At 45.5% G+C, this 22411-nt stretch carries 18 protein-coding genes; 12 read left to right on the top strand and 6 right to left on the bottom strand.

Annotation, left to right across the window (positions count from 1 at the left end; all coding sequences use genetic code 11):
- Positions 1 to 9 precede the first annotated feature (9 nt).
- From idi to LZG73_RS11395, 4 genes are all read right to left on the bottom strand, one after another.
- On the bottom strand, positions 10 to 531 hold the full coding sequence (idi, locus tag LZG73_RS11410) for an isopentenyl-diphosphate Delta-isomerase (protein WP_233848989.1): 522 nt from the start codon (positions 529 to 531) through the stop codon (positions 10 to 12).
- A 69-nt stretch (positions 532 to 600) separates the two neighbouring features.
- The gene (locus LZG73_RS11405) at positions 601 to 1437 is read right to left on the bottom strand and encodes a squalene/phytoene synthase family protein (protein ID WP_233848988.1); all 837 of its coding nucleotides are present in this window, start codon (positions 1435 to 1437) and stop codon (positions 601 to 603) included.
- A gap of 3 nt (positions 1438 to 1440) precedes the next feature.
- Positions 1441 to 2940, bottom strand: coding sequence for an NAD(P)/FAD-dependent oxidoreductase (locus LZG73_RS11400; protein ID WP_233848986.1), 1500 nt, complete (start codon positions 2938 to 2940; stop codon positions 1441 to 1443).
- Complete coding sequence (locus tag LZG73_RS11395) at positions 2933 to 3829, bottom strand: MerR family transcriptional regulator (protein WP_233848984.1); 897 nt, start codon at positions 3827 to 3829, stop codon at positions 2933 to 2935. Before LZG73_RS11395 ends, LZG73_RS11400 begins: the two co-directional genes overlap by 8 nt.
- 130 nt (positions 3830 to 3959) lie before the next feature.
- Between LZG73_RS11395 and LZG73_RS11390 the strand changes: the two genes are divergently transcribed.
- The 5 genes from LZG73_RS11390 to LZG73_RS11370 all read left to right on the top strand — a co-directional run bounded on the left by LZG73_RS11390 (position 3960) and on the right by LZG73_RS11370 (position 10901).
- A complete protein-coding gene (locus LZG73_RS11390) occupies positions 3960 to 4778 on the top strand; it encodes a LexA family transcriptional regulator (RefSeq protein WP_233848982.1) in 819 nt (272 codons plus the stop codon).
- 384 nt (positions 4779 to 5162) lie between these two features.
- Positions 5163 to 7247, top strand: a complete 2085-nt coding sequence (locus LZG73_RS11385; protein WP_233848980.1) for a choice-of-anchor A family protein — start codon at positions 5163 to 5165, stop codon at positions 7245 to 7247.
- Between the two features lie 278 nt (positions 7248 to 7525).
- A complete protein-coding gene (locus LZG73_RS11380; RefSeq protein WP_233848977.1) occupies positions 7526 to 8689 on the top strand; it encodes a hypothetical protein in 1164 nt (387 codons plus the stop codon).
- A gap of 47 nt (positions 8690 to 8736) precedes the next feature.
- Positions 8737 to 9744: a T9SS type A sorting domain-containing protein gene (locus tag LZG73_RS11375; protein WP_233848975.1), complete on the top strand. Its 1008-nt coding sequence runs from the start codon at positions 8737 to 8739 to the stop codon at positions 9742 to 9744.
- 20 nt (positions 9745 to 9764) lie between these two features.
- Entirely contained in the window at positions 9765 to 10901 is a 1137-nt protein-coding gene (locus LZG73_RS11370; protein ID WP_233848973.1) for an FAD-dependent monooxygenase, read from the top strand.
- 79 nt (positions 10902 to 10980) lie between these two features.
- Here the strand turns inward: LZG73_RS11370 and LZG73_RS11365 are convergent, their stop codons facing one another.
- Entirely contained in the window at positions 10981 to 12132 is a 1152-nt protein-coding gene (locus LZG73_RS11365; RefSeq protein WP_233848970.1) for a glycosyltransferase, read from the bottom strand.
- Positions 12129 to 13154 carry a lysylphosphatidylglycerol synthase transmembrane domain-containing protein gene (locus tag LZG73_RS11360; RefSeq protein WP_233848967.1) on the bottom strand — a complete coding sequence of 342 codons (1026 nt, stop codon included), beginning with the start codon at positions 13152 to 13154 and terminating at the stop codon, positions 12129 to 12131. The genes LZG73_RS11365 and LZG73_RS11360 overlap by 4 nt, the downstream gene beginning before the upstream one ends.
- 7 nt (positions 13155 to 13161) lie before the next feature.
- On the opposite strand from LZG73_RS11360, the gene ruvC reads away from it, so the two are divergent.
- From ruvC to mrdA, 7 genes are all read left to right on the top strand, one after another.
- Positions 13162 to 13746 carry a crossover junction endodeoxyribonuclease RuvC gene (gene ruvC / locus LZG73_RS11355; protein ID WP_233848965.1) on the top strand — a complete coding sequence of 195 codons (585 nt, stop codon included), beginning with the start codon at positions 13162 to 13164 and terminating at the stop codon, positions 13744 to 13746.
- Between the two features lie 184 nt (positions 13747 to 13930).
- On the top strand, positions 13931 to 14575 hold the full coding sequence (locus LZG73_RS11350; RefSeq protein WP_233848963.1) for a TetR/AcrR family transcriptional regulator: 645 nt from the start codon (positions 13931 to 13933) through the stop codon (positions 14573 to 14575).
- The gene (locus tag LZG73_RS11345; protein WP_233848961.1) at positions 14553 to 15887 is read left to right on the top strand and encodes a TolC family protein; all 1335 of its coding nucleotides are present in this window, start codon (positions 14553 to 14555) and stop codon (positions 15885 to 15887) included. Before LZG73_RS11350 ends, LZG73_RS11345 begins: the two co-directional genes overlap by 23 nt.
- Positions 15888 to 15937: 50 nt before the next feature.
- Positions 15938 to 17047, top strand: coding sequence for an HlyD family secretion protein (locus LZG73_RS11340; protein ID WP_233848959.1), 1110 nt, complete (start codon positions 15938 to 15940; stop codon positions 17045 to 17047).
- Positions 17048 to 17079: 32 nt separating this feature from the next.
- On the top strand, positions 17080 to 18654 hold the full coding sequence (locus tag LZG73_RS11335; protein ID WP_233848957.1) for a DHA2 family efflux MFS transporter permease subunit: 1575 nt from the start codon (positions 17080 to 17082) through the stop codon (positions 18652 to 18654).
- 171 nt (positions 18655 to 18825) lie between these two features.
- Positions 18826 to 20397: an NFACT RNA binding domain-containing protein gene (locus LZG73_RS11330; protein WP_233848950.1), complete on the top strand. Its 1572-nt coding sequence runs from the start codon at positions 18826 to 18828 to the stop codon at positions 20395 to 20397.
- A 117-nt stretch (positions 20398 to 20514) separates the two neighbouring features.
- Positions 20515 to 22410, top strand: a complete 1896-nt coding sequence (gene mrdA, locus LZG73_RS11325) for a penicillin-binding protein 2 (protein WP_233848948.1) — start codon at positions 20515 to 20517, stop codon at positions 22408 to 22410.
- Position 22411 lies beyond the last annotated feature (1 nt).

Here is a 22411-nt window from a genome sequence, read left to right as displayed (position 1 = left end):
GGCTGACGGTCATTGTTTTGGTTTTATTTTGTCGGCAACTTCCGCAAAACAGATTTTAAACCATTCCGTGTAACGGTCAGGATTTTGCTGCATATCTGCTTTAATGTCAGCGGGTTTCATGTATTTATAATCATTTGCTTCCGTCACATCAATGTTCGGCTCAGCATCTGTAATTCCCCAGAAAACGTGATCTAACTCATTCTCCGTCAGGCCGTTTTCCAGATTGACATGATATTGAAAAGTAAACAGAAATTGCAGCTCCGCTTTAATGCCCATTTCTTCTTGCAACCGCCTCACAGCGCCGTGGTGCGCGGATTCGGCTGGGAGCGGGTGACTGCAGCAAGTGTTGGACCAGAGTCCTTCGGAGTGATATTTGCCAAATGCCCTTTGCTGCAACAGCATTTCACCATTTGAGTTATAAATAAAAACAGAGAACGCGCGATGCAGAACGCCTTTTTGATGCGCTTCAAGCTTTGGCATCAGGCCAATTTCCTTGTCATCTTCGTTCACCAGCACAACTTGATCAGTCATAAAAAACACGATTTAAATCCAAAGGCTAACTTCTTCATGCGCAGCCTTCATTTCACTAACAAAAAAACGTCATAAAAGGTCGAACTGATGCCTTACCAACGAACGAAACATTAACCCGACTTTGTCATAATCCGGAATCCGGATGCGCGCATTCATGACCTTTTCGGGCGGCGTTTCCTTTATTCTCAGAAAAAGTTTTTTGTAATAATAATAAGCAAGATAAACCCCGCGACGCGATCCGCTCGGCAGGCGTTTGATGCCGATTAATGCCTGTTCAAAGTCGTCTTCAATCTCCTGCTGAATAGTTTCTTTTTCCTTCGAAGAAAAATGGTCAAAATTAACGCCTGGAAAATACGTTCTGCCCAGATCCATGTAATCGGCTTTCAAGTCACGTAAAAAATTGACTTTTTGGAATGCAGATCCCAGTTTCATGGCGAATGGTTTCAGATCATTGAAAAGCCGCATATCGCCTTCCGTAAACACCCTCAGGCACATTAATCCAACCACTTCCGCCGATCCCAAAATGTATTCGCTGTATGAATCAGCACTGTATTCTTTTTTGGCAAGATCCATTTCCATGCTTTTCAAAAAGGTGTCGATCAGCTCCCACTCAATATTATACGCATGGACAACGTGCTGAAAACTGTTCAGAATCGGGTTAATGCTGATCCGGTCGCGAATGGCCTCCACCGTGTCCTGCCGGATCTTGTCCATCATAAATTCTTTGTTGTACTCATGAAAGCTGTCAACGATTTCGTCTGCAAGGCGAACGAAGCCGTAAATTCCGTAAATGGGGGCATGAAATTTTCCCTTCAGAAAGTAGATTCCGAGCGAGAATGATGTGCTGTAGAGTTGGGTTGTGGTTTTACTGCAAGTTGCAGAGAGATTGTCATATAAGCTTTTCATAACTTATCTGTTAAGAAATTTTGTGAGTTCTGTGGCTGCGATCCGGCCCGAAATGATGGACGGTGGCACTCCCGGGCCCGGAACAGTCAACTGACCAGCGTAAAAAAGGTTTTTAACCTTCTTGCTCTTCATTTTCGGTTTAAAAATGGCAGTCTGCATGAGCGTGTTTGCCAGACCATACGCATTGCCTTTGTAAGCGTTATAATCGCAGACAAAGTCGGAAACGGAATAGCTTTTTTTGTAAACAACGTGACTTCTGATGTCCTCCCCGGCAAATTTTTCGAGCCTATCCATAAGTACGTTAAAATACGTCTCGCGGATGTTTTCGGGATCATCCAAGTCAATCGCAATCGGCATTAAAACGAAAAGATTTTCACTGCCCTCGGGTGCCACGGACGGGTCGGTTTTGGATGGACAGCAAACATAGAATAGGGGCTTGTTCGGCCACTTTTTGTCTTTGTAAATCTCAACTGCATGCTGATCAAAATTTTCATCGAAGAACAAATTGTGATGCCGCAGCTGGTCAATTTTTTTATTAATGCCAAGATAAAACAGCAAGCACGACGGCGCGAAAGTCCTGCTTTGCCAGTAATCGTCATCGTAAGAACGGAAATCCTTATCAAGCAATTCTGATTCAATGTGATGATAATCAGCGCTTCCGATCACCGCGTCGGTCCTGAAATTGCCATTGGTCGTATGCACATGACGGATATTCCCATTCGTAATTTCAAGCTTGTCCACATTCTGCGCGGTCAGAACATTGACCCCAACATTTTTTGCGATTTCTTTAAATGAATCCGCCACTTTCCCGAATCCGCCCATCGGGTAAAAAGTGCCCTGTTTGAGACCCGAAAAATTCATCAGGCTGTAAAGGGCTGGCGTGTCCTTGGGCATTGCGCCAAGAAAAAGCACTGGGAATTCAATCAATGCAAGCAATCTCGGGTCTTTAAAATAGCTTCTGACGTGTTTGCTGAAAGGCGTGAAAATTTGCAATTTTAATGCATCGCCGAACAGTTTCAGGCTGAAAAACTCGGTGATCGAATGGCCGGGCTTGTAAACCATGTCATTCATGCCGACCATATATTTAAACTCTCCCTCAGCGATAAATTTTCGAAGCTTGGCTGCACTGCCTGCTTCAATGCTTTCAAAAAGGTCACACACCGCATCGAAATCGGCTGGAATGTCCATGACTTCGTTTTCAAAAACCACTGCAAAGCCGGGATCAAGCTTTTTCAATTCGTAAAAATCCGAAGTGTTTTTGCCGAACAGCTCAAAAAAACTGTCGTAAACATCTGGCATCCAATACCAGCTTGGCCCCATATCAAACATAAAACCATCTTGGGAAAATGTTCTGGCACGCCCTCCCGTTTCCCTGTTTTTCTCTAAAACCGTCACCTTATTCCCACTTTCTGCAAGCACAGCTGCTGCCGCCAGTCCGGCGAAACCTGCGCCGATGACCGTTATTTCATGCGATTTGTTTGACTTTGCTAGGCGGCTATGCATTGGGAGTTGTAAGGATTTCGGTCAGATTTTCGATTGATTCTATGATTTTAACGCCTTTTTTCATCGCTATTGCCTTTGTTTTCTGATCACCCGATGAGATAAATTTTTGAACTTCGGGAAAGTCGGCAGCCAAGTTTGCTAGAAAGCTTTCTGTCTGACTGTCAGGCTGGTTACGAACAAAAAAAGAATATAAATGCGTGGGTTTGCACTGGGTGATCACTCCCGACAGATCGTTATATGGAACGCGTGAGCCAAGATAAACTACGTCTTTTCCGAGTTGCCGGATCATATAGTAAGCGAAAAGCAAACCAATTTCGTGGTCTTCTTCTTCGCCCAGAAAAAGAATCCATTTTTGCTCAGCTTTAACTGGTAAAGGCAGTGCATCAATGGCAGCAAATAATTTTTGCCTGATCAGGTTTGATAAAAAGTGTTCCTGAGACGGAAGCAAATCGTCTTTTACCCACATTAACCCCGTGCGCACGAGCAGCGGATAAAGTATTCTAATATAAGTATTTTTAAGCGTCAGCCGTTTGACCGAATCCGCAAAAAGCGCATTGAATTGCGACACATTATAAGTTGTGATCGCAATGAGCGCCTGGCTGATCACCGCATCCACATACGCATCGCCCGAAAATGACTCATTGATAACCTTCTCAATTTCTGCCGCAATCTCGGATTTCGATAATTTCCCGATATGCGAAATTTTCATGCCACGTTCCAGCAATGTGCACACATTCAGCAACTTCTTTACATGTTCATCATTGTAAAAGCGAATGTTCGTCTCTGTCCGCTCGGGCTCCAAAATGCCATAGCGCTGCTCCCACATGCGAATGGTGTGCGCCTTGGTGTTACTGATCCGCTCCAAATCCTTGATCGAGTATGATGACATTTTGTTTAACTTTTTTCAAAAATACTTAAACAAAATTATTTTACCGATTATTTGTAGGAAAATAAAAAAATGCTACTACTTTTGATATTATTAATATCATCAGTTTGATTTATAAAATATCATTCGTGTTATGGGAAGTCAGGAAATTTTTTGGTCGGTCAATATCAGGTATCTTCGTTTACGCCTGAAAATGAGCCAGGAAGCACTCGCAGAGCGTCTTGGAATAACCAGAGTAAAGTTGAATGCGCATGAGAGCGGTCGCACGGCAAATCCGACGATCGATGACTTGATCCACTTTTCTGAATTCTTCAGAATGAGCATTGACAGCCTGCTGAAAGTGGACCTGAGCAAGCTTTCGGAGCAAAAGGTGAAGGACCTTGAAGAAGGCAGCGAGCTTTTTATGAAAGGAAACAACATTCGCGTGCTGGCGATCACCGTCGATCGCGAAGAGAAGGAGAACATTGAATATGTTCCCGTGCAGGCAAAGGCTGGATATCGCTCGGGTTACAGCGATCCGGAGTTTTTGGCAACATTGCCGCGTTTCAGCTTGCCTACGCTTCCCAAAAACGGCACGTTCAGGATGTTCCCGACTGTGGGTGATTCCATGCTTCCCGTGCCCGAAGGGAGCGATATCATTACAAGATACGTTCAGGACTGGACAGCTGTGAAGCCCGAAACGCCTTGCATTGTGATCTTGAAAGGCGATCAGGATTTTGTTTTCAAGCAAGTGACCATTAATAGCAACGGCACCATGCTGCTGCAATCATTCAACAAACAATATTTTGCTTACACCGTGCCGTTATCGGAGGTTATCGAGCTTTGGGAATATTACAGTTTCCACAGCAAGGAGCTTCCCGAGCCGCAAACGGACATGCAGCAATTGATGAAAATGTTGCAGGAAATGCAAAATGAGATCAAGGAAATCAAAGGGCGTCCAGGCTCCAAATAATTGTATGGCTGCCCGCAGCTCGATTAAGGTTGTCGCTATGCACACAATAACATTGCATTGGAAAAGTTATAAGATCATTTTGCAGGCGGGTTGATCAGCTAAGTGCGAAATTGTAGATTTAAAACGGTCTTGGATTCGCTATTTGATAGAATATGAATGATTTAGTGTAGAATTTCTATAATACTTGTTTTCGAAATAAATAGTTTGGGCTTCCGATATAGTTATTATTTATTTGGGGAATATATTATTTAAGTGCAAAAACATAAATCTTAAAACCCCGGATTTTTCTTAAATCACCCCAGACAAGAGTGGGGTTGTCACAAAAAAAATTACATTGTTTTTAGCGTCGCATACTTTCGTTGAGTAATAAATATTCACTCAACAATGTCCGCCAAAGCATTACTTGTAAGCCTCCTCGCTACGCTAAGTTTGAATGTTAACAATGCGCATGCACAAAGCCCGACCTCTGCCGCCAAAGGATTCAACATCTTCATAAAAGGCGACGCAACCTTTGCATCCAGTGAAACAGAAGGCCCTGTTGCCATTGGTGGGAATTTGACAACCAACCAGTATCAGATCAGTTTCAATAAACAACATGGCGTCTTCTTTGTAGGCGGTGCGTCAATCGGGCTCGCTGTTCGTGGCGGTGTAAAGCTGGCCAGCGGAAGTCTTTCGGTGAATGGAGACAATTATGTGAAAATAGGGCAATGCGCACCTTCGAACCCGGATGCGGCAACAAACTTGCGCGTTTGGTACAAAGACAATAACAATGCGGAATCGACGATCCGCATCACCGGCGCCGCAAGTAATTATTCTGATACGCCCAACATTACGATCAATGCCAATGTGAACAGCTTTTCTCCGAAAGTGGGAGAGGATGTGAATCCCGTTTGTCAGAATGTTTTCGGTTCAGGAGCAGATCAAATAGACATTGATGCCGCTTTCACGACTTTCATGAAGCGTTCCGCGCAATTGAGAGACATGAAAGATAATCTAGCCATCCGCGATCAGAACGGAAACATAATCAGCGGCATGGAAACCGGCCCATATCTTGACCCTACAAAAATTGGTAACAACCCAAAGATCATTGTCGATCCGAACACGATCAATGTGCTTACGGTTTCGGCTGCGGTCTGGGAGAAAATTCAGAACACGAATATAGAGCGCGTTCCGCAAGGTCTGCAGTTGGGTGATGTGCGTTATACAGGCCCATTTGCGCTGATTGTCAATATTATAGACTTCCCCACATTCTGCGCAGCCAAGGGCGGAAACCCGATAATCAACTTCCCGAGCGTCGGCGGACTCTCCGATTCGCAGGGAAGCTACGTCATTTACAACTTTCCGGACGCAACCGAAAGACTGATCCTCGGAGGCAACACACCAATCCACGGAACAATTTTCGCGCCTTATGCCAACCTGATCAAAGAAAATAATGGCAACATCAATGGCCAGATCATCGCCAAAAGCTTTGTTCATAACCGTGACGAAATTCACTTCTGGCCGTTTTTGCCGCACATTGCCGAACCCGTCGAAAAAGCGCTGACTGTAGAAGTAATCTCAAAATGCATCAACAACGCGCCGTGGCTGGAATACAAGATTACACCCAATTACGACGCAACTGGTGAAACCGCAAAGATCGAATGGATCAACTCGGACGACAAGGTGATCCAGGAAGATGCGGGTAAGCCATTGACAGGCAGCATTTTGTTTCCGGGAGCAGCCGTGGACGCAGACGGAAAAGGCATTGCCTGGCCGGGATGGGAAAAGAACGGCGATAAATGGGTGGAAGTGGTAGACCGTTATTCCTCGATCCGCGATGAAAATGCGAAAATTAAAGTGACCGTGACGCCGTGGAAAATCGTGGAAATCACTTATCCCGCATCCGCAGGCACTTGCTACACCAGCCCTCCGCCAGCAGGCGCACTGCCCGTAACGCTTGCCAGCTTCACAGCAAAAAACGAAGATTGTGACGTGCAATTGAATTGGACCGTTACCGAGGCGAAAAACTTCTCGCATTTCGTCGTGCAGCGCTCCACGGATGCGAAGACATTTGTGTCCCTGAACCGCGTCACTTACGATGCAAATCAGAAAGCATACGCCTACAACGACTCGCCTTATTCACGCGAAACTGCCCCTGCGAAATTCTATTATTATCGTTTGCAACAAGTGGATACGGACGAAACGTTTGAATACAGCGCAATCCGCAGTGTAGAAGCAGGAACATGCGATGCGAGACTTTCCGTAGCGTTTTTCCCTAATCCGACGCAGGAAGAAGTGAATGTAAAAAGTTATTCTCCGGTAAAGAAATTGGAGATCGTAAGCCTCGCTGGGAAGCCGGTTTACCATGTGTTCCCATCGCAAAATCAAACCGAATTGAAAGTAAATGTCCAGTCATTCGCAGCAGGCTTATACATTGTCAACATTGTCAATGGCGAAGGGCAACATTCATCCAAGATCTTGAAAAAGTAGTTTTAGAGTTCTTTTATATAGCGTTATGTGATTCCAAAAAGGCTGTCCCAAGTGTTGAGGGCAGCCTTTTTACTTTTATAGCGTTGTAAAAAACCGTTTAGTAGATCTTACGAAGCACTTTCCCACCCACCGTAAATCTCGCCCTTAAATAATCGGCCGCCGCCTTTTACTCAACGGATTCTTCTTCTCAGCAATTTCCGAAGAACATTATGTCACGAAAATGCAGGACAGTGCATTGGGTCCATCTTCATTATCTCACACAAAACATTCATGACAAAATGAGAAACGGAACTTTACCATTGCGAAAGAGCACATTCCGCCGCGAACTTATGAAAGCCCTCCTTACCATGATCATATTATGGTGGAGCCAAAGCCTCTTCGCACAAAGCGTCGGCGTCAACACAAACAACCCCGACCCAAGCGCATCGCTGGAAGTGGCAGGAACAAATAAGGGATTGCTGATTCCTAGAATTTCATTGCAATCGCTTACGGATAATGCCACCATTCCCAATCCAGCCACGGCTTTACTGATTTACAATACAAATGCAGGGCTAGGCAAGGCGGGGTTTTACTATAACTCGGGAACACCTGCAAATCCGACGTGGACGGGTGTTGGTGCGGGAGCAGATTTAACATTGCCTTTTTCAAAAAATGCTTTCAACGCAGGCCCGCTCTTCCTGATCACGAACTTGGGCAACGATGCAAACGGTTCGGCAATCACCGGAAGCGGCATAGCGACAATCGGCGTAAGAGGAATTTCTCAATCAGGCAGAGGAATTGTGGGATTTACATCTACAACTGGTATAGGAGTTCAGGCATCCAGTGCAAACATAAGCGGGACTGCTTTGGAAGTAAATGGCAGAATGCAGATTCATGGCCCTGGACAGACCATTGGAGCAGGAAGAGTGCTTACGTCTGATGCGAATGGGTATGCGACTTGGCAAGATCCGTTGAACGGAAACGACGTATTTTTCTCAGCAAACGGAATTTTAGGAGGTGGAAGTGAAAACATCAATCCTAATGTTCTTGTGAAGATCGCATTCGCTAATCAAGTTTATGATATTGGTAATGATTATATCGATGCAAGTGGAATTCCCCACAGCACTTTTTTCGCTCCAGTTAAAGGGATTTTCCATTTCGATGTTCAGGTGGGATCTTCTAATTTTCAAGATGAAGATAATGACAATGGCGGGGTTGACGATCCTGTTCCTTACGGATTTTCAATCAGACTAGTTCGTACTAGAAATGGTGTTAAAGATGTTATTGCCGAAAATGGAAACTTTGTAACGACAAGTGCAGATACATCCATTTCCATTGATGTTAGTTTAGAGGCAAACGATAGAGTGCATGTGGAGGCAATAATGGGTTCACTTATCCCAGGACTACTCATTACTGAATCACAGAGGACTTTTTTCAACGGCCGACTTGTTTTAAAGCAATAGGGCAGAAATCGAACCAATTTGTTTCCAATGCTTTAATCACTTGTCATATGAAGTATAAATATTTTACATTAGGCAGCCTGCTTTGCCTGCTTGTAACGATGCACAGTAAAGCGCAACTCTTCATTCAGGGCAATAGCGTATTAATCCAGAGCGGAGCGACCGTACATGTCGATGGATTGTCCCTGACTCCGGCCTTGGCTATCAATTTAATCAGTAATGAAATTAACCATTTAGAGTCATCCATGATTGGCACTCCACATTCAAGTATCAATCGTATTTACAAGGTAGAAAGCAAAATGCCTTTCACCGGAAAGATCGGAATGCGTTATCAGCCTTCTGAGCTCAATGGTAATGATGAAAGCCTTTTACAGTTTTCGTTTGGAGAAGAGAATCTCGTTTTTACTGTTCCAACTAATAAAAGTATGGTGGACTTGAATAACCACTACATTGAGGAAGACGTAGTTAGTCAGAATCTTTGGGCAATCACAGCAACCACATCAGGCAGCATTCTGCCAGTTAAGCTTGTCGATTTTACAGCGATTGCTAACGAAAACAAAGCGCTGCTGGCTTGGAGCACTTCGGAGGAAACGAATAGTGACGTTTTTGAAATACAGCATAGCATTGATGGGAAACAGTGGATTGAGGTTGGAAGGGTGAAGGCCAATGGCGAGAGCAATGTGGTTAAGACTTATGCATTTGAGCATGGCAGCCCGGTGCAGGGCGACAATTTGTATCGGCTAAAAATGGTGGATCTGGACGGGACATTTGCGTATAGCCGTGTGCGTAGCATTCATTTTGAAGGCGGAACGCGGTTGACATTTCATCCCAATCCGGTTTTGGACTGGCTCACCATTGATGCCGCGGATTGGGCTTCGTTGAAGAACCTGAAAATTACAAATGTCGCGGGTGTGAAAGTGGGAGAGTGGAATGAGGCGCAGTTGCGCAATTTTACTGACAAGCGGATTGATTTGCAGCGGTTTCCGTCCGGAATGTACATTCTAAGCCTTACAGATAAGAACGGCACGGTGCAGTCTGAAAAGATTTTCAAGCATTAATTACCATTAACACATAGCGGATGCAAACAAAAGATATCGCAATCATCGGCGGAGGCATCGCGGGCCTGACATTGGCAATCTGTCTTAAAAACACACGTTTTAAATGCCACGTTTTTGAGAAAAATCCTGCCTTCGAAGAAAGCGATGCTGCGATATGTTTGTTTCCAAATGCTTTGCGAGTCTTTAGGCATCTGGGTTTTATGCGCGAAGTTGTGGATGCGGGAGGCGGAATAACCAAGATTGTGATGAAAACGCAAAAAGGCAAAATCCTGGCGCAAACCGAGCCGCGTTATCAGCTTCCTGCCATTTGCCTGCATCGAAAAGCATTGCATGCAATCTTGCTCAAAAATGCAGAAGCAACGCTCTATCCCGATCATTCGCTAGAATCATTTCAAAATCTGCCCGACGGCCGTGTTAATCTCACTTTTGCCAATGGCGTTTCCAGGGTTTTTGACGCATTGATCGGCGCTGACGGCATTCATTCCATGGTGAGAAAAGGGATCATTGGTGACGGAGCACCTATTTTCCGCGGTTACCAGGTTTGGTATGGCATTGCAGAAACGGATCTGGAAATAAATTACACGAGCGAAACCTACGGCAATGGCCAGCGCGTAGGCATTTTACCAATCAAAAATGGAAAATATGGCTGGTGGGCAACGCAAAATGTGAATTTATCCAATGACGACGCTCCGCAAGATGCGAAGCAAAATCTGCAAACGATTTTTGGCGGTTGGCATTATCCCATTCCAAAGCTGATAGCCGAAACCAGTCAGATCCTGAATGCAAGCCCATCGGACAGAATTCCGGTTAGAGGCTGGTCGAAAGGGAATTGCACATTGCTTGGAGATGCTGCACATCCGACAACGCCAACATTGGGACAGGGAGGTTGCCTTGCCATAGAAGGCGCTTACATTCTGGGTGAAGTGATCCGGAAATACGGTGCAATTGAAATCGCCTTCCAGCAATATGAAGCCATTCAGTTTCCAAGAGCCAAATCAATCGTCGAATCAAGTCTGAAACTGGGGCAAGTGGGCCAGTTTCAAAACAGCATCGCAGTCTTTTTTCGAAATCTTTTCCTCCGACTTACACCCTCCTCCATCACATTAAACGTCATCGACAAATTCTTTCTCTATGACGTTACCGCATTGAACATCTAGATTAGTTGAGTGTTTTGATTTTCCCACTCAACCGTTTCTCCATAAAAACCACCTTTTCGGGTGGTTTTTTGGTTTCGACTTAAACCAGCTTCCGGCCTTTCCATTCATATGCAGGCTTTTGTGCCGCAAGTCCGAAAAAGCAAACGTAAAATGGATAAATAAGCTGTGTCAGGGGAATGTAGAAGATGGATCTGGGCTTTTTGAAAAACCTCAGCACGGACCCTAGGAATAACCATTCTGGAAGACATTTGACAGAAAGCAAACAGAAGAATGTTAATGCATTCAGCGAACCAAAGGCAAAAAGCACCGCGCTCGTCAGCAGGGAAAAATTGCAGCCAAAAATGTAAAGTGCCAGAAAAAGAGGCGTTTTGCTTTTATAATGCTTCCATTTGCTAGCCCAGCGTTTCCGCTGACGGAAAAATGCCTGCCAGTTATCATGCGCCTTCGTGTTCACGATTGCACGCGAATCTTTTAGAAAATGAACGCCTTTTGGAAATTTGGCGGCTATTTTATGCATTAAAAATTCATCATCGCCCGAGGCAATGTGCCGCACACCGTCAAATCCACCGACTTCAATAAAGGCATTTTTCTCGTAAGCCAGATTCGCTCCATTGCACAAGGAAGGATATCCCGCGGCTATGGCACTCGCGCCGCTGCCGATGAGGCTCGCAAATTCAACGGTTTGCAAATGATCTGTAACCGATCTTTCTTCTGAAAATGTAACCGGGGCACTGATCAGTTTTGCATTGGTTGCTGCATAGCAAGCCGCAATGGCTTGCAACCAGCCCGATTCTACACGGCAATCGCCATCTGTGGTCACGATCAAATTTCCTTTTGCACGCGTGATGGCCGTTTCGATAGCCCGTTTTTTGGGAGAAGTCGTCGCCGTGTCGGGAAGCGGAATCACTTGCAAATTGATCTGTGAATGCGCCGCGAATGCTTGTGCGATGGCAGCGGTCCGGTCGGTGGAGTTGTCGTCCATCACCAGAACTTCAAATTGCTCGTGCGGAAAATGTTGTTGGTCCAGATCATTGAGCAGCAAACCAATGTTCTCTTCCTCATTGCGGACCGGAACTATGACCGTGATAAAGAGCCTTTTATCAAACTTGAAAATGCCCGATGGCTTGATCCGGTTCCAGAAAAAGGTGAGAACGAACGTGAAAACTGCATAACTCGATATGACAAGCCAGAGTAGGGGGATAAGCCAGGAAAGCAGATAATGTTGTGTCATGAATTGATTTTGGAGCTCGAAAATTTCATCTTGCTCCATTTATATTTCCAAATCAGGAAAATCCCGATCAGGATCGGTCCGAGCACATTGAGTATCCAGACCAGAAAAGTTGCCGCAATGATTTCCTCGGCAGGCAAATTATATTGTTCAAAAACCAGCAACGCAGTAAATTCTCTCAACCCCAAATCACCCAGAACATTTATCGCCGGGATCAATGTTTTGGCTAAAAAAATCAACGAAACCGCGGAGGCAAGTTCAAGTGCAGGAACGGGAAAGTCGAAAAGCGATAGCGCCAGCACAAACTGGCTCAAAAATACAGCATAACGAAGCGAACCATACAACGTAGAAAGACCCAAATCCAATGCAGAGTAACTGCCGATAATGCGCAAATAAGCGTGTATTTTTTGAAAAATCTTTCGTTTGGGATGCCAGTCCATAAGCGGTTTTCGGAACCAGACCACAACAATCCCGGATAGGGTCACAAACGCCAGGAGCAGATTAACAAATTGCTTGCTTTGCGATGACAAGCCGATTTTGTCCTGCAAATGCAACCAACCCACCGCACCCGCAGCGACGGAAATGTAAAATTGAATGCCATTGGAAACAATTGCCGCACCAATCGCCTCCAACCGCCGGTCGGATTTTAACGCTGCCACGCGCCCGATGGTGTCGCCGAGCTGCGCGGGCGCCGCGACGCCAAATGCGAGCCCGGTCAATGTTCCCCGAAATGCATCCCGAAAAGTGATATCGACCACTTTTTTGGCCAATTGCTGCCATTTCAAACTTTCCAATGCCCAGTTGACAGGGACTAGGATTAACATAAAAAAAAGGAACGGGACATGATCTGAAACGAGGATATTTTGAAAAACCGCCCCCACATCGCCAATGCCTTTTTGCTCGTTTCGGAAGGTTTTATAAATGTAACTGAGGATCAGGACCGTGACGACGAGCTTGCCGATCCAGAGCAGGTTTTGCAGGTTTCTCCTTTCTTTGGGAGTAGAGAGTTCCTTATCTTGCACCATGATTAAAATGCAGCAAACCGACGCTACCGAAAAGGTGATTATTGGAGTGGATCCCGGCACCCAGGTGATGGGTTACGGGGTGATTTCGGTGAAGGGCCAGCACATTACGCTGGTTCAATATGGTGTGATTCATTTGAGCAAATATACTACGCACGAGTTGAAGTTAAAGAAAATTTTTGAGCGCATTACCCAGCTCATCGAGGACTATTTGCCCGACGAAATGGCCATTGAAGATCCATTTTACGGCAAAAATCCCCAATCCATGCTTAAACTGGGTCGCGCGCAGGGCGTTGCGATGGCGGCTGCACTGGCGCGTGACATTCCCATTGTCGAATACTCGCCGAAAAAAGTGAAACAATCCGTGACAGGCAGCGGCAGTGCTTCCAAAGAACAGGTTGCCTATATGCTGGAAAAAATCCTCAATATGGAATTGAGCCGCGAGTTTATGGACGCAACCGACGGAATTGCCATCGCCATTTGCCATCAATATCATGCCAATTCTCCTGCTTCCGTCTCCTCCGGATCTGCCAAGAAATCCAAAAAAGGCGGATGGGGCGCCTTCGTGAGTGAAAACCCCGAACGCGTTAAATAGCAGCCCAAGGGACGCTTGCCGACATTAAAAAATTTTTAATGGTATTCTAGCAACATTTCTTTTTACTAATCAAACGTTTGTTTAGTAAAATCAAACAAACGTTTGATTTTTGTTTTTAGCTGCATTACATTTGTATCATCAATAACGGAAAGCGGATGCTAACAACTGTTATTGAGGCAATTAGATGGAATACAACGCTAAGCAATTACAAATTATAGAAGTGGCAGAGCGCTTGTTTGCGGACAAAGGTTTTGCCGGAACATCGGTCAGGGACATTGCGCAGGAAGCCAATGTGAATGTCTCGATGATCTCTTATTATTTCGGATCGAAGGAAAAGTTAATCGAAGCGCTCTTCGCAATGCGCATGGGCGAGTCACGCTCACGAATGGAAATGCTGCTCGGAAACGAGGATCTCATCCCAATTCAAAAAATCAACATCTTGATCGACAGCGCGATAGACCGGCTGATGGGAAATCAATGCTTTCACAACATCATGATGCGCGAGCAACTTTCTTCTGAACGTACGCCAGCGATATCCGAGCATATCAGGGCGTTGAAACTGCGGAATGTGCAGTTGATGCAGAAGTTGATCGAAGAAGGCCAGGCCCTTGGCGCATTCAGGAAGAATATCGACCTGAGCCTGATGAGCACCACATTGTATGGCACGATTAATTATGCCATCGCCACGCAAGATTTTTACAAGCGGATTAATGGTCTGGAAGGGATGGAAGAGGCTGAATTTCAGAGTCATTTGAAACGTAAATTAAGCCAGCACTTAAAGAGTTTATTTAAATCTACAGTAACTAATGAACACCACAACCAGGACTAAAAGAATGGTTTTTGCGATCGCCAGCGTGTTCTGGCTCGCCGTAACCGCTCACGTGTTCGCTCAGGACCAGCGAAAGTTAACGCTGGAAGAAGCGATAGAAATGAGTTTGAAAAACAGCAAGCAGCTTAAATTGAGCCAAACCAATGTCGATCTTGCAGGTTTGAGCATCAAGCAGATTAAGGAAAACCAATTGCCAAGTCTGAGTGTCTCAGGCTCTTATCTGAGATTGAACACGCCGAACATTAATCTCAAATTGCCTCAAAATGGAAGTGACAGCACAGGTGGAAGCGCATTGAATGTGCATCAGGCTATGTATGGAATGGCAAGCGCGTCATTGCCGATCTTCTCCGGTTTCAGATTCAAATATGGTTTAGAATCAGCACATTATCTGGAACAGGCCGCCAAACTTGACGCTGAAAACGACCGGGATGCCGTTATTCAGAATGCAGTTGCCGCTTACAGTAATTTGTACAAAGCGAAAAAATCGGTCGATCTGGTTGCTGAAAACCTTTTGCGGGAGCGGGAGCGTGTGGCTGAATTTACAAACCGCGAGAAAAACGGAATGCTCGCAAGAAATGATCTGATGAAAGCCAAGTTGCAGGAATCGAATGTGGAACTGACTTTGCTGGATGCAGAAAATGATTTGAAAGTGACGACCATTAACATGAATTTGTTGCTCGGAATGCCTGAAAACACCGTGCTGGAAGCTGATTCAGCAAGTTTCGTGACGTTAAAAGAAGAAGGCAACGCGGCTGAATGGGAGCAAACGGCGATTTCGCATCGCAAGGATTTTGCAGCAAACGGAATTCGCCAGAAAGCTGCGGTTTCGGACATTAAGGTTGTTAAGGCGGATTTTTATCCCAATGTGGCACTAACTGCTGGTTATGTGGCACTTAACATTCCGGGTGTAGCCACGATCCCGAACGCAATGAATGCAGGAATCGGGGTTAGATATGACATTGGTTCGCTGTGGAAATCGGGAGCAAGAATGGAGCAAGCAAAAACGAGAGTTTATCAGCTCAAAACCAATGAAGAAATTCTGTTGGATCGCATTCATCTGGAAGTCAATACGGCTTATTACAATTATGTTTTGAGCAAAAGAAAAATTGACGTCTACGCAAAAGCGATGGAACAGGCAAACGAAAATTATCGGATTACCAAAAACAAATACGATAACAGTCTGGTAACCACCACAGAATTGCTTGACGCGGATGTCGCCCAGGTACAATCCCGCATCAACTACGAAGCTGCCAAAGCCGACGCCATCGTAGCTTACAAAAAATTAGAACAATCCGCCGGAGTAATTAATTAAAATCATTCAGCGCAACGGCGCCCACTCATTCACTCATTCATATATTTGAAATGGAAACCAGACAAACCACATTGGAAACTCAAGAAGCTCCAAAAAAGAAAAGTTATACTTTCGTCATCATTCTGTGCGTCCTGATCGCCGTCGGCGGGATTTGGGGATTCAATAAATACAACCACGGACTGCACCATGAAGAAACGGACGACGCGCAGATCGACGCGAACATTAGTCCTGTAATCCCCAGAATATCAGGATATGTGACGGAAATCAGGGTCAAGGACAACCAAACCGTAAAAAAAGGCGACACGTTGATCGTTTTGGATAACCGCGATCAGCTGATCAAACTCGAACAAGCAAAAGCTGGATTAGCCGGATCACAGGGAAGCCTGGTTGTAGCCAATGCAACAACGAATGCTTCGCAGGCCAGCGGCATCACTTATGAAGCCAATGTCTCGATCGTGGAAGCACAAATTGAAGAAGCGAAAGTAAATGTGTGGCGTGCGAATCAGGATTATGCGCGTTACGAAAACCTGATCAAAGATCACTCGATTACGCAGCAGGAATTTGAACAAGCATCTGCCACAAAACAGCGTGCAGAGCGTCAGTTGGCCGTTTTGGTGGCGCAAAAAAATGCTGCAGAACGTCAGGCAAAAGCCGCAGGCAGCCAAACCCGCGCAACTTCCGTGCAAACCGGCGTTGCGAACGCAAACATTAAAGCACGTCAGGCGGAGATTGCCAATGCTGAACTGAACCTGTCTTACACCGTGATCACGGCTCCGACAGACGGCCGCGTTTCCAAAGTGAATGCGCAGGTTGGCCAGTTCTTGTCAGCAGGACAGTCTTTATTCAGCATTATTTCTACAAATGAACCTTGGGTGGTTGCCAATTTTAAAGAGACGCAATTGACCAAAATGAAATTGGGACAAAAAGTAAAAATCCATGTGGATGCTTATCCGGAGCACGAATTTGAAGCCAGAGTCGCCTCATTCTCACCTGCGACCGGCGCGAGATTTGCGCTGTTGCCTCCTGATAACGCGAGCGGAAACTTTGTAAAAGTGGTGCAACGTCTGCCAGTGCGAATTGAATTCACACAAGCAAACGACCAGCGCATTGCAGAATTGAGACCGGGCATGAATGTGTTCGTGGATGTGGAATTGAACTGAGGATCAGCACGCTGACCTTAAACCCAAATTAAATGGAACTACAGGAATCACTCGTCGAATATGGTTTCCGCAGGGTCATCATAACGATAACAGCTGTGCTGTGCGCGTTGCTCGAAATCGTCGACACCACCATTGTCAACGTTGCGCTCAACGACATGCGCGGAAATCTGGGCGGCACATTGTCCGAAGTTAGCTGGGTTATTACGGCCTACGCCATTGGTAATGTGATCGTTGTGCCCATGACCAGCTGGCTATCGCAGCAGTTTGGCCGCCGGAATTACTTTGCAGCTTCGATCATTATTTTTACCGTCGCTTCATTTCTTTGCGGCAATGCAAACAACATCTGGGAGCTTGTATTTTTCAGATTGATACAAGGGCTGGGTGGCGGCGCGTTGCTGGTTACTGCCCAGACCTTGATCACCGAAAGTTACCCACCCGAAAAACGCGGGATTGCGCAGGCCATTTACGGTCTGGGTGTGATCGTGGGACCAACGCTTGGCCCGCCGCTGGGAGGTTACATTGTGGATCATTACAGCTGGCCTTACATTTTTTATATCAACATTCCGCTTGGCATCATTGCCGCAATGCTGACATTGCAATTTGTGAGAAGCCCAAGATTTTCTCAAAAGAAAGCAGCGAACGAGATTGATTATTGGGGCATTTTATTGCTGGCCATTTCTGTTGGTTCCCTTCAGTATGTTTTGGAAAAAGGGCAGGAAGAAGACTGGTTTAATGACGAAATCATCATTCTATTGACCGTTACGGCGGTTTTCGGGTTCTTCTTCTTCATCTGGCGCGAATGGACTTACAAAAATCCGATCGTTAACCTGCGGGTTTTGGCCAATGGCAACCTACGAGTCGGGACGATTCTTTCCTTCATTCTCGGCTTCGGCTTGTATGGCTCCACATTCATCATTCCGCTGTACACCCAGGCTACATTAGGCTGGACAGCAACGCAATCCGGAATGCTGATGGTGCCGGCTGCCGTGGTGACTGCCATGATGATGCCCATCGTCGGGCAGCTCATTCAACGTGGCGTTAAACAACAATATCTGGTCGCCGCCGGAATGATTTTCTTCTTTATTTACAGTTACTGGGGCTATTTAATTTTGACTCCCGACACCGGAAAAGACGCATTTTTCAACATGCTGATCGTTCGGGGAATCGGATTGGGATTATTATTTGTGCCCATTACAACATTAGCCCTTTCCACATTAAAAGGACGCGAAATTGGCGAAGGAGCGGCGTTTACGGGAATGATGCGGCAGTTGGGCGGTTCGTTTGGGGTGGCTGTGATCACAACTTATCTGGCCAGACAAAATATGATGCACCGCAATGATCTGGTGAGCAAGCTGGACGTCAATAATCCGTCCGTTATGCAGCGCGTTGAAGGTTTACAGCAGTCGTTTTTGGCCAAAGGAATGCCTGCCGATGTTGCCTTGAAAAGCGGTTATAAGATCCTGGATTACACGGTTACAAAGCAGGCGCAAGTGATGTCTTACATGGATGTCTTTCTGTATCTGGGACTTATGTTCCTGATCTGCGTGCCCTTCGTGCTCATGACCAGAAGCGGCAAAACCAAAGTCGACCCATCCTCCGTACATTAAGATTTCAAGTGTAGTGGTAGTAATAAAACAGAAGGCCTCGTTGAGGCCTTTTTGTTGTTTCGGTGCGGGATATTTAACGCATTCTGCACCGACCGAATTTTCAGCAACGATCCCCCCATAACCGCTTTCGGCCAAAACTCCCTACTTTTGCGGTGGATTATATGAGAGATCGTGCATCAGAATTATTATTTTTTAAAACAACTTGCCCCGGCTTTGCATCAGCAATTGGCTGGAAAGACGTTTATTGAAGCTTTTAGTCAGGAAAAGGATGAGATTATTCTTGTGTTTGACGCGTCGGTGAATGATGAAAATTTGGTTGATCCGTTTTTTATCAAAGCAACATTAAGATCGAACTTTGCCTGCCTCAGCTTTCCCGATAGTTTCGACCGCGCGCGCCGCAACAGTGTCAATCTTTTCACAGACTTTCAGAATCAGAAAGTTGATTTCGTTGCGGTTTATCTGAATGAACGGGCGATTCAGGTCAGTTTTGAAGATGGTAAAAAGCTGGTTTTTAAACTTTTCGGAAATCGATCCAACCTGATTGCTTTAAATAACGAAGGCATTACCACACAACTTTTCAATAACAAACTGCCCGCCGACAAATCAATCACGGATTCATCCCTCGACCGCAACATTGATCAGTCATTTGAGGCATTCGTAGAACACAATGAGCGCTATGAAGCATTGTTTCCAACGTTTGGGAAACTTGTCAATGCGTTTTTGGCTGAAAAATTGCAGGATTTTAACAATGCCAAGGATAAATGGGAGGTCATTCAGCAAACATTGAAAAAGCTGAATGCGCCGCCATATTATTTGACAAAAATCGAACTGATTCCTACGCTTTCACTCTTGCCCACTGGCGAAATAATTACTGAATATAATGATCCGATCGAGGCGTTAAATGGGTTTTATCTTGCTTATATCCGGCTTAGCGGCATTGAAAAAGAGAAGGCAGAGATTCTGAGAATGCTTCGCAAAAGGCTTACGCAGACTGAGAATTATCTTGAAAACACATTTAAAAAACTGGTCGAGCTGGAAGAGGCGACCAAAAATGATGAGATTGGCAACATCATTATGGCCAACCTCCACATCATTCCCGAGCGCACGGAGAGGATGGAATTGTTTGATTTTTACCGCGACCAGCCGATTGTTGTCAAACTGAAAAAGGACTTAACCGCGCAGAAAAATGCTGAGGGTTATTACAGGAAGGCCAAGAATGAGAAAATCGAATTTGGGAGATTGAATGACAGCCTGACTGCACGCGAAATCGAAAAGGCGAATTTATCCAAACATTTGACTCAGATAGAAGCCATTGAATCACTGCGTGAGCTGAGAAATTACATTAAAACCAATGGCCTGGATCAGACGAAAGTCCCGGCGACTGCCACGGAGTTGTTTAAAAAAGTAGAATTTATGGGTTACACCATTCTCATTGGCCGCAATGCGAAGAATAATGATGTTTTGACCAAACAATTTGCTTCAAAAGATGATCTGTGGCTGCATGCAAAGGATGTTACCGGCTCACATGTGGTGATTAAAAATCAGCCTGGACGCAATTTCCCGACGCTCGTTATTGAGCGTGCGGCGGAATTAGCGGCTTTTTATTCCAAAAGAAAAAACGACTCCTTATGCCCTGTGATTTATACACCAAAGAAATTTGTCCGTAAACCGAAAGGCTTGCCCGATGGCGCTGTGGTGGTTGATAAGGAAAATGTGCTGATGGTTGAAGCGAAAGGCGAATAGCAAATTTATTCAAACAAAAATGAAGTTTTTACGGCGGCAAACGTATATACAGGCTTTGATAAGTCTATTGATATGACGATCTTCGTGTGAAAATTGGAACAGGAATTTTAGTGCAGAATGCTTGAAAGTCGTCGCTTTGTCATCATTGGTTTTTTTGCGTTAGTAGGTTTAATCTACTTATTTCGACTTTTCTACTTGCAGGTTCTGGACGAAAGTTACTCCATCGAATCGTCCAGCAATTCCATTAAGCGTGTCATTGAAATCCCTTTTCGCGGCCAGATCTACGACCGCACCGGAAAGCTCATCGTTTATAACACACCCGTTTACGATTTATTGGTGACGCCTTACAAGGCGCGCGTAGAAGATACGCTTCGTTTTTGTCAGGTTTTAGGAATCGAAAGACATGATTTTGACAGTTTAATGGCGGCGGCAAGTGCTTACAGTCGTGTCAAACCATCATTGTTTTTGCGCCAGTTGTCGAAGGAAGATTTTGCTTCCATCCAGGATGTAATGGTCGATTATTCGGGTTTTGAATTTGCCAAAAGCTCCTTACGCACTTACACGGCGCCCACGCTCGCCAACACGCTCGGTTATGTGAGTGAAATTACAAAAGGCCAGCTGGAAAAGCAGGAAGAGCCATATTATCGCCAGAGCGATTACATTGGACAGAGCGGGGTTGAGAAGATTTATGAAAACGAGTTGCGCGGCAAGCGCGGGACGAAGTTTGTCATGCAGAATGTGAGCGGCGTTTACAAAGGTCCCTGGAAAGGCGGCGAGCTCGACACAATGGCTGTCGCGGGCGCCAATCTTTATTCCGGCATTGACCTGGAAGTGCAGCAATATGCTGATAGTCTGATGGTTAATAAAGTGGGGAGCGTCGTTGCCATTGAGCCGAAAACGGGCCAGATCATCTCCATGGTTTCGGCCCCGACGTACGACCCGAACATTCTGGCAAGCCGTTATTTCTCAAAAAACTACGCGGCATTGGCGCGAAATCCATATAAGCCGCTGTTTAATAGACCCGTTATGGCGAGTTACAGGCCAGGTTCTACATTCAAATTGATCCAGGCTTTGATTGGTTTGCAAGAAGGCGTGATCACGCCCGAAAGTGGTTTTACGCATGCCAATTGTCCGGTCGGTTGTCACAATCACCCGGCGACCGGAACCGTTGCATTGGGTGTAACGCACTCGTGCAACCCTTATTTCTACAATGTTTTCAGGCGGATCATTTATAAAAACAACATTCAAAACACATTCAAAGCCTCAGCAGTTGGTCTGGACGCCTGGCATGACGCCATCAGTAAGTTTGGGATTGGACAGCGATTGGGCATTGACCTTCCCAGTGAGTACAAGGGAAATTTGCCCAACAAAAAATACTATGACCGCTTTTACGGTGAATATCGCTGGAAATTTTCAAACATTTATTCGCTCAGCATTGGTGAAGGCGAGTTGCTGATTACGCCACTTAAAATGGCCAATGTTGCCGCAATCATTGCAAACAGAGGTTATTTCTACACGCCGCATGTGATCCACGGCGTCGGTGACAGCAAGAAAGTCAATCCAGAATTTTTGGTAAGGCACGAAACAGGCGTTGCTCCTCACAACTTTGACCCCGTAATTGAAGGCATGATCGGGGCCGTTGAAGCCGGAACAGCGCGCCGGTCGCGGGTGGAAGGGATTACCATTGCGGGGAAAACGGGAACGTCACAAAACAAGCGCGGTGATGACCACTCTATATTTATTGCCTTTGCGCCTGCTGAAAATCCAAAAATTGCGATTGCGGTTTTTGTGGAAAATGCAGGAGCGGGAGGCGTCGCAGCAGCACCGATTGCCAACTTGATCATTGAAAAATATCTCACCAGAAAGATCACGAACAAAGCATTGGAGGAGCGAATGTTTAAGTCTGATTTGATGAGCAAAGTTATTTTGACCGGTCAGAAAAAGCCGGTTTCAGCCGATACTGCCAAAAAGAAACCTGTCGCAACGCCGCAACCGGCTCGCACCAATCCATAAT

The sequence above is a fragment of the Dyadobacter sp. CY326 genome (assembly GCF_021390515.1).
Lineage (GTDB): Bacteria > Bacteroidota > Bacteroidia > Cytophagales > Spirosomataceae > Dyadobacter.
Note: the sequence above shows the minus strand (reverse complement) of the source record. Positions and strands in the feature narration are given on the sequence as shown.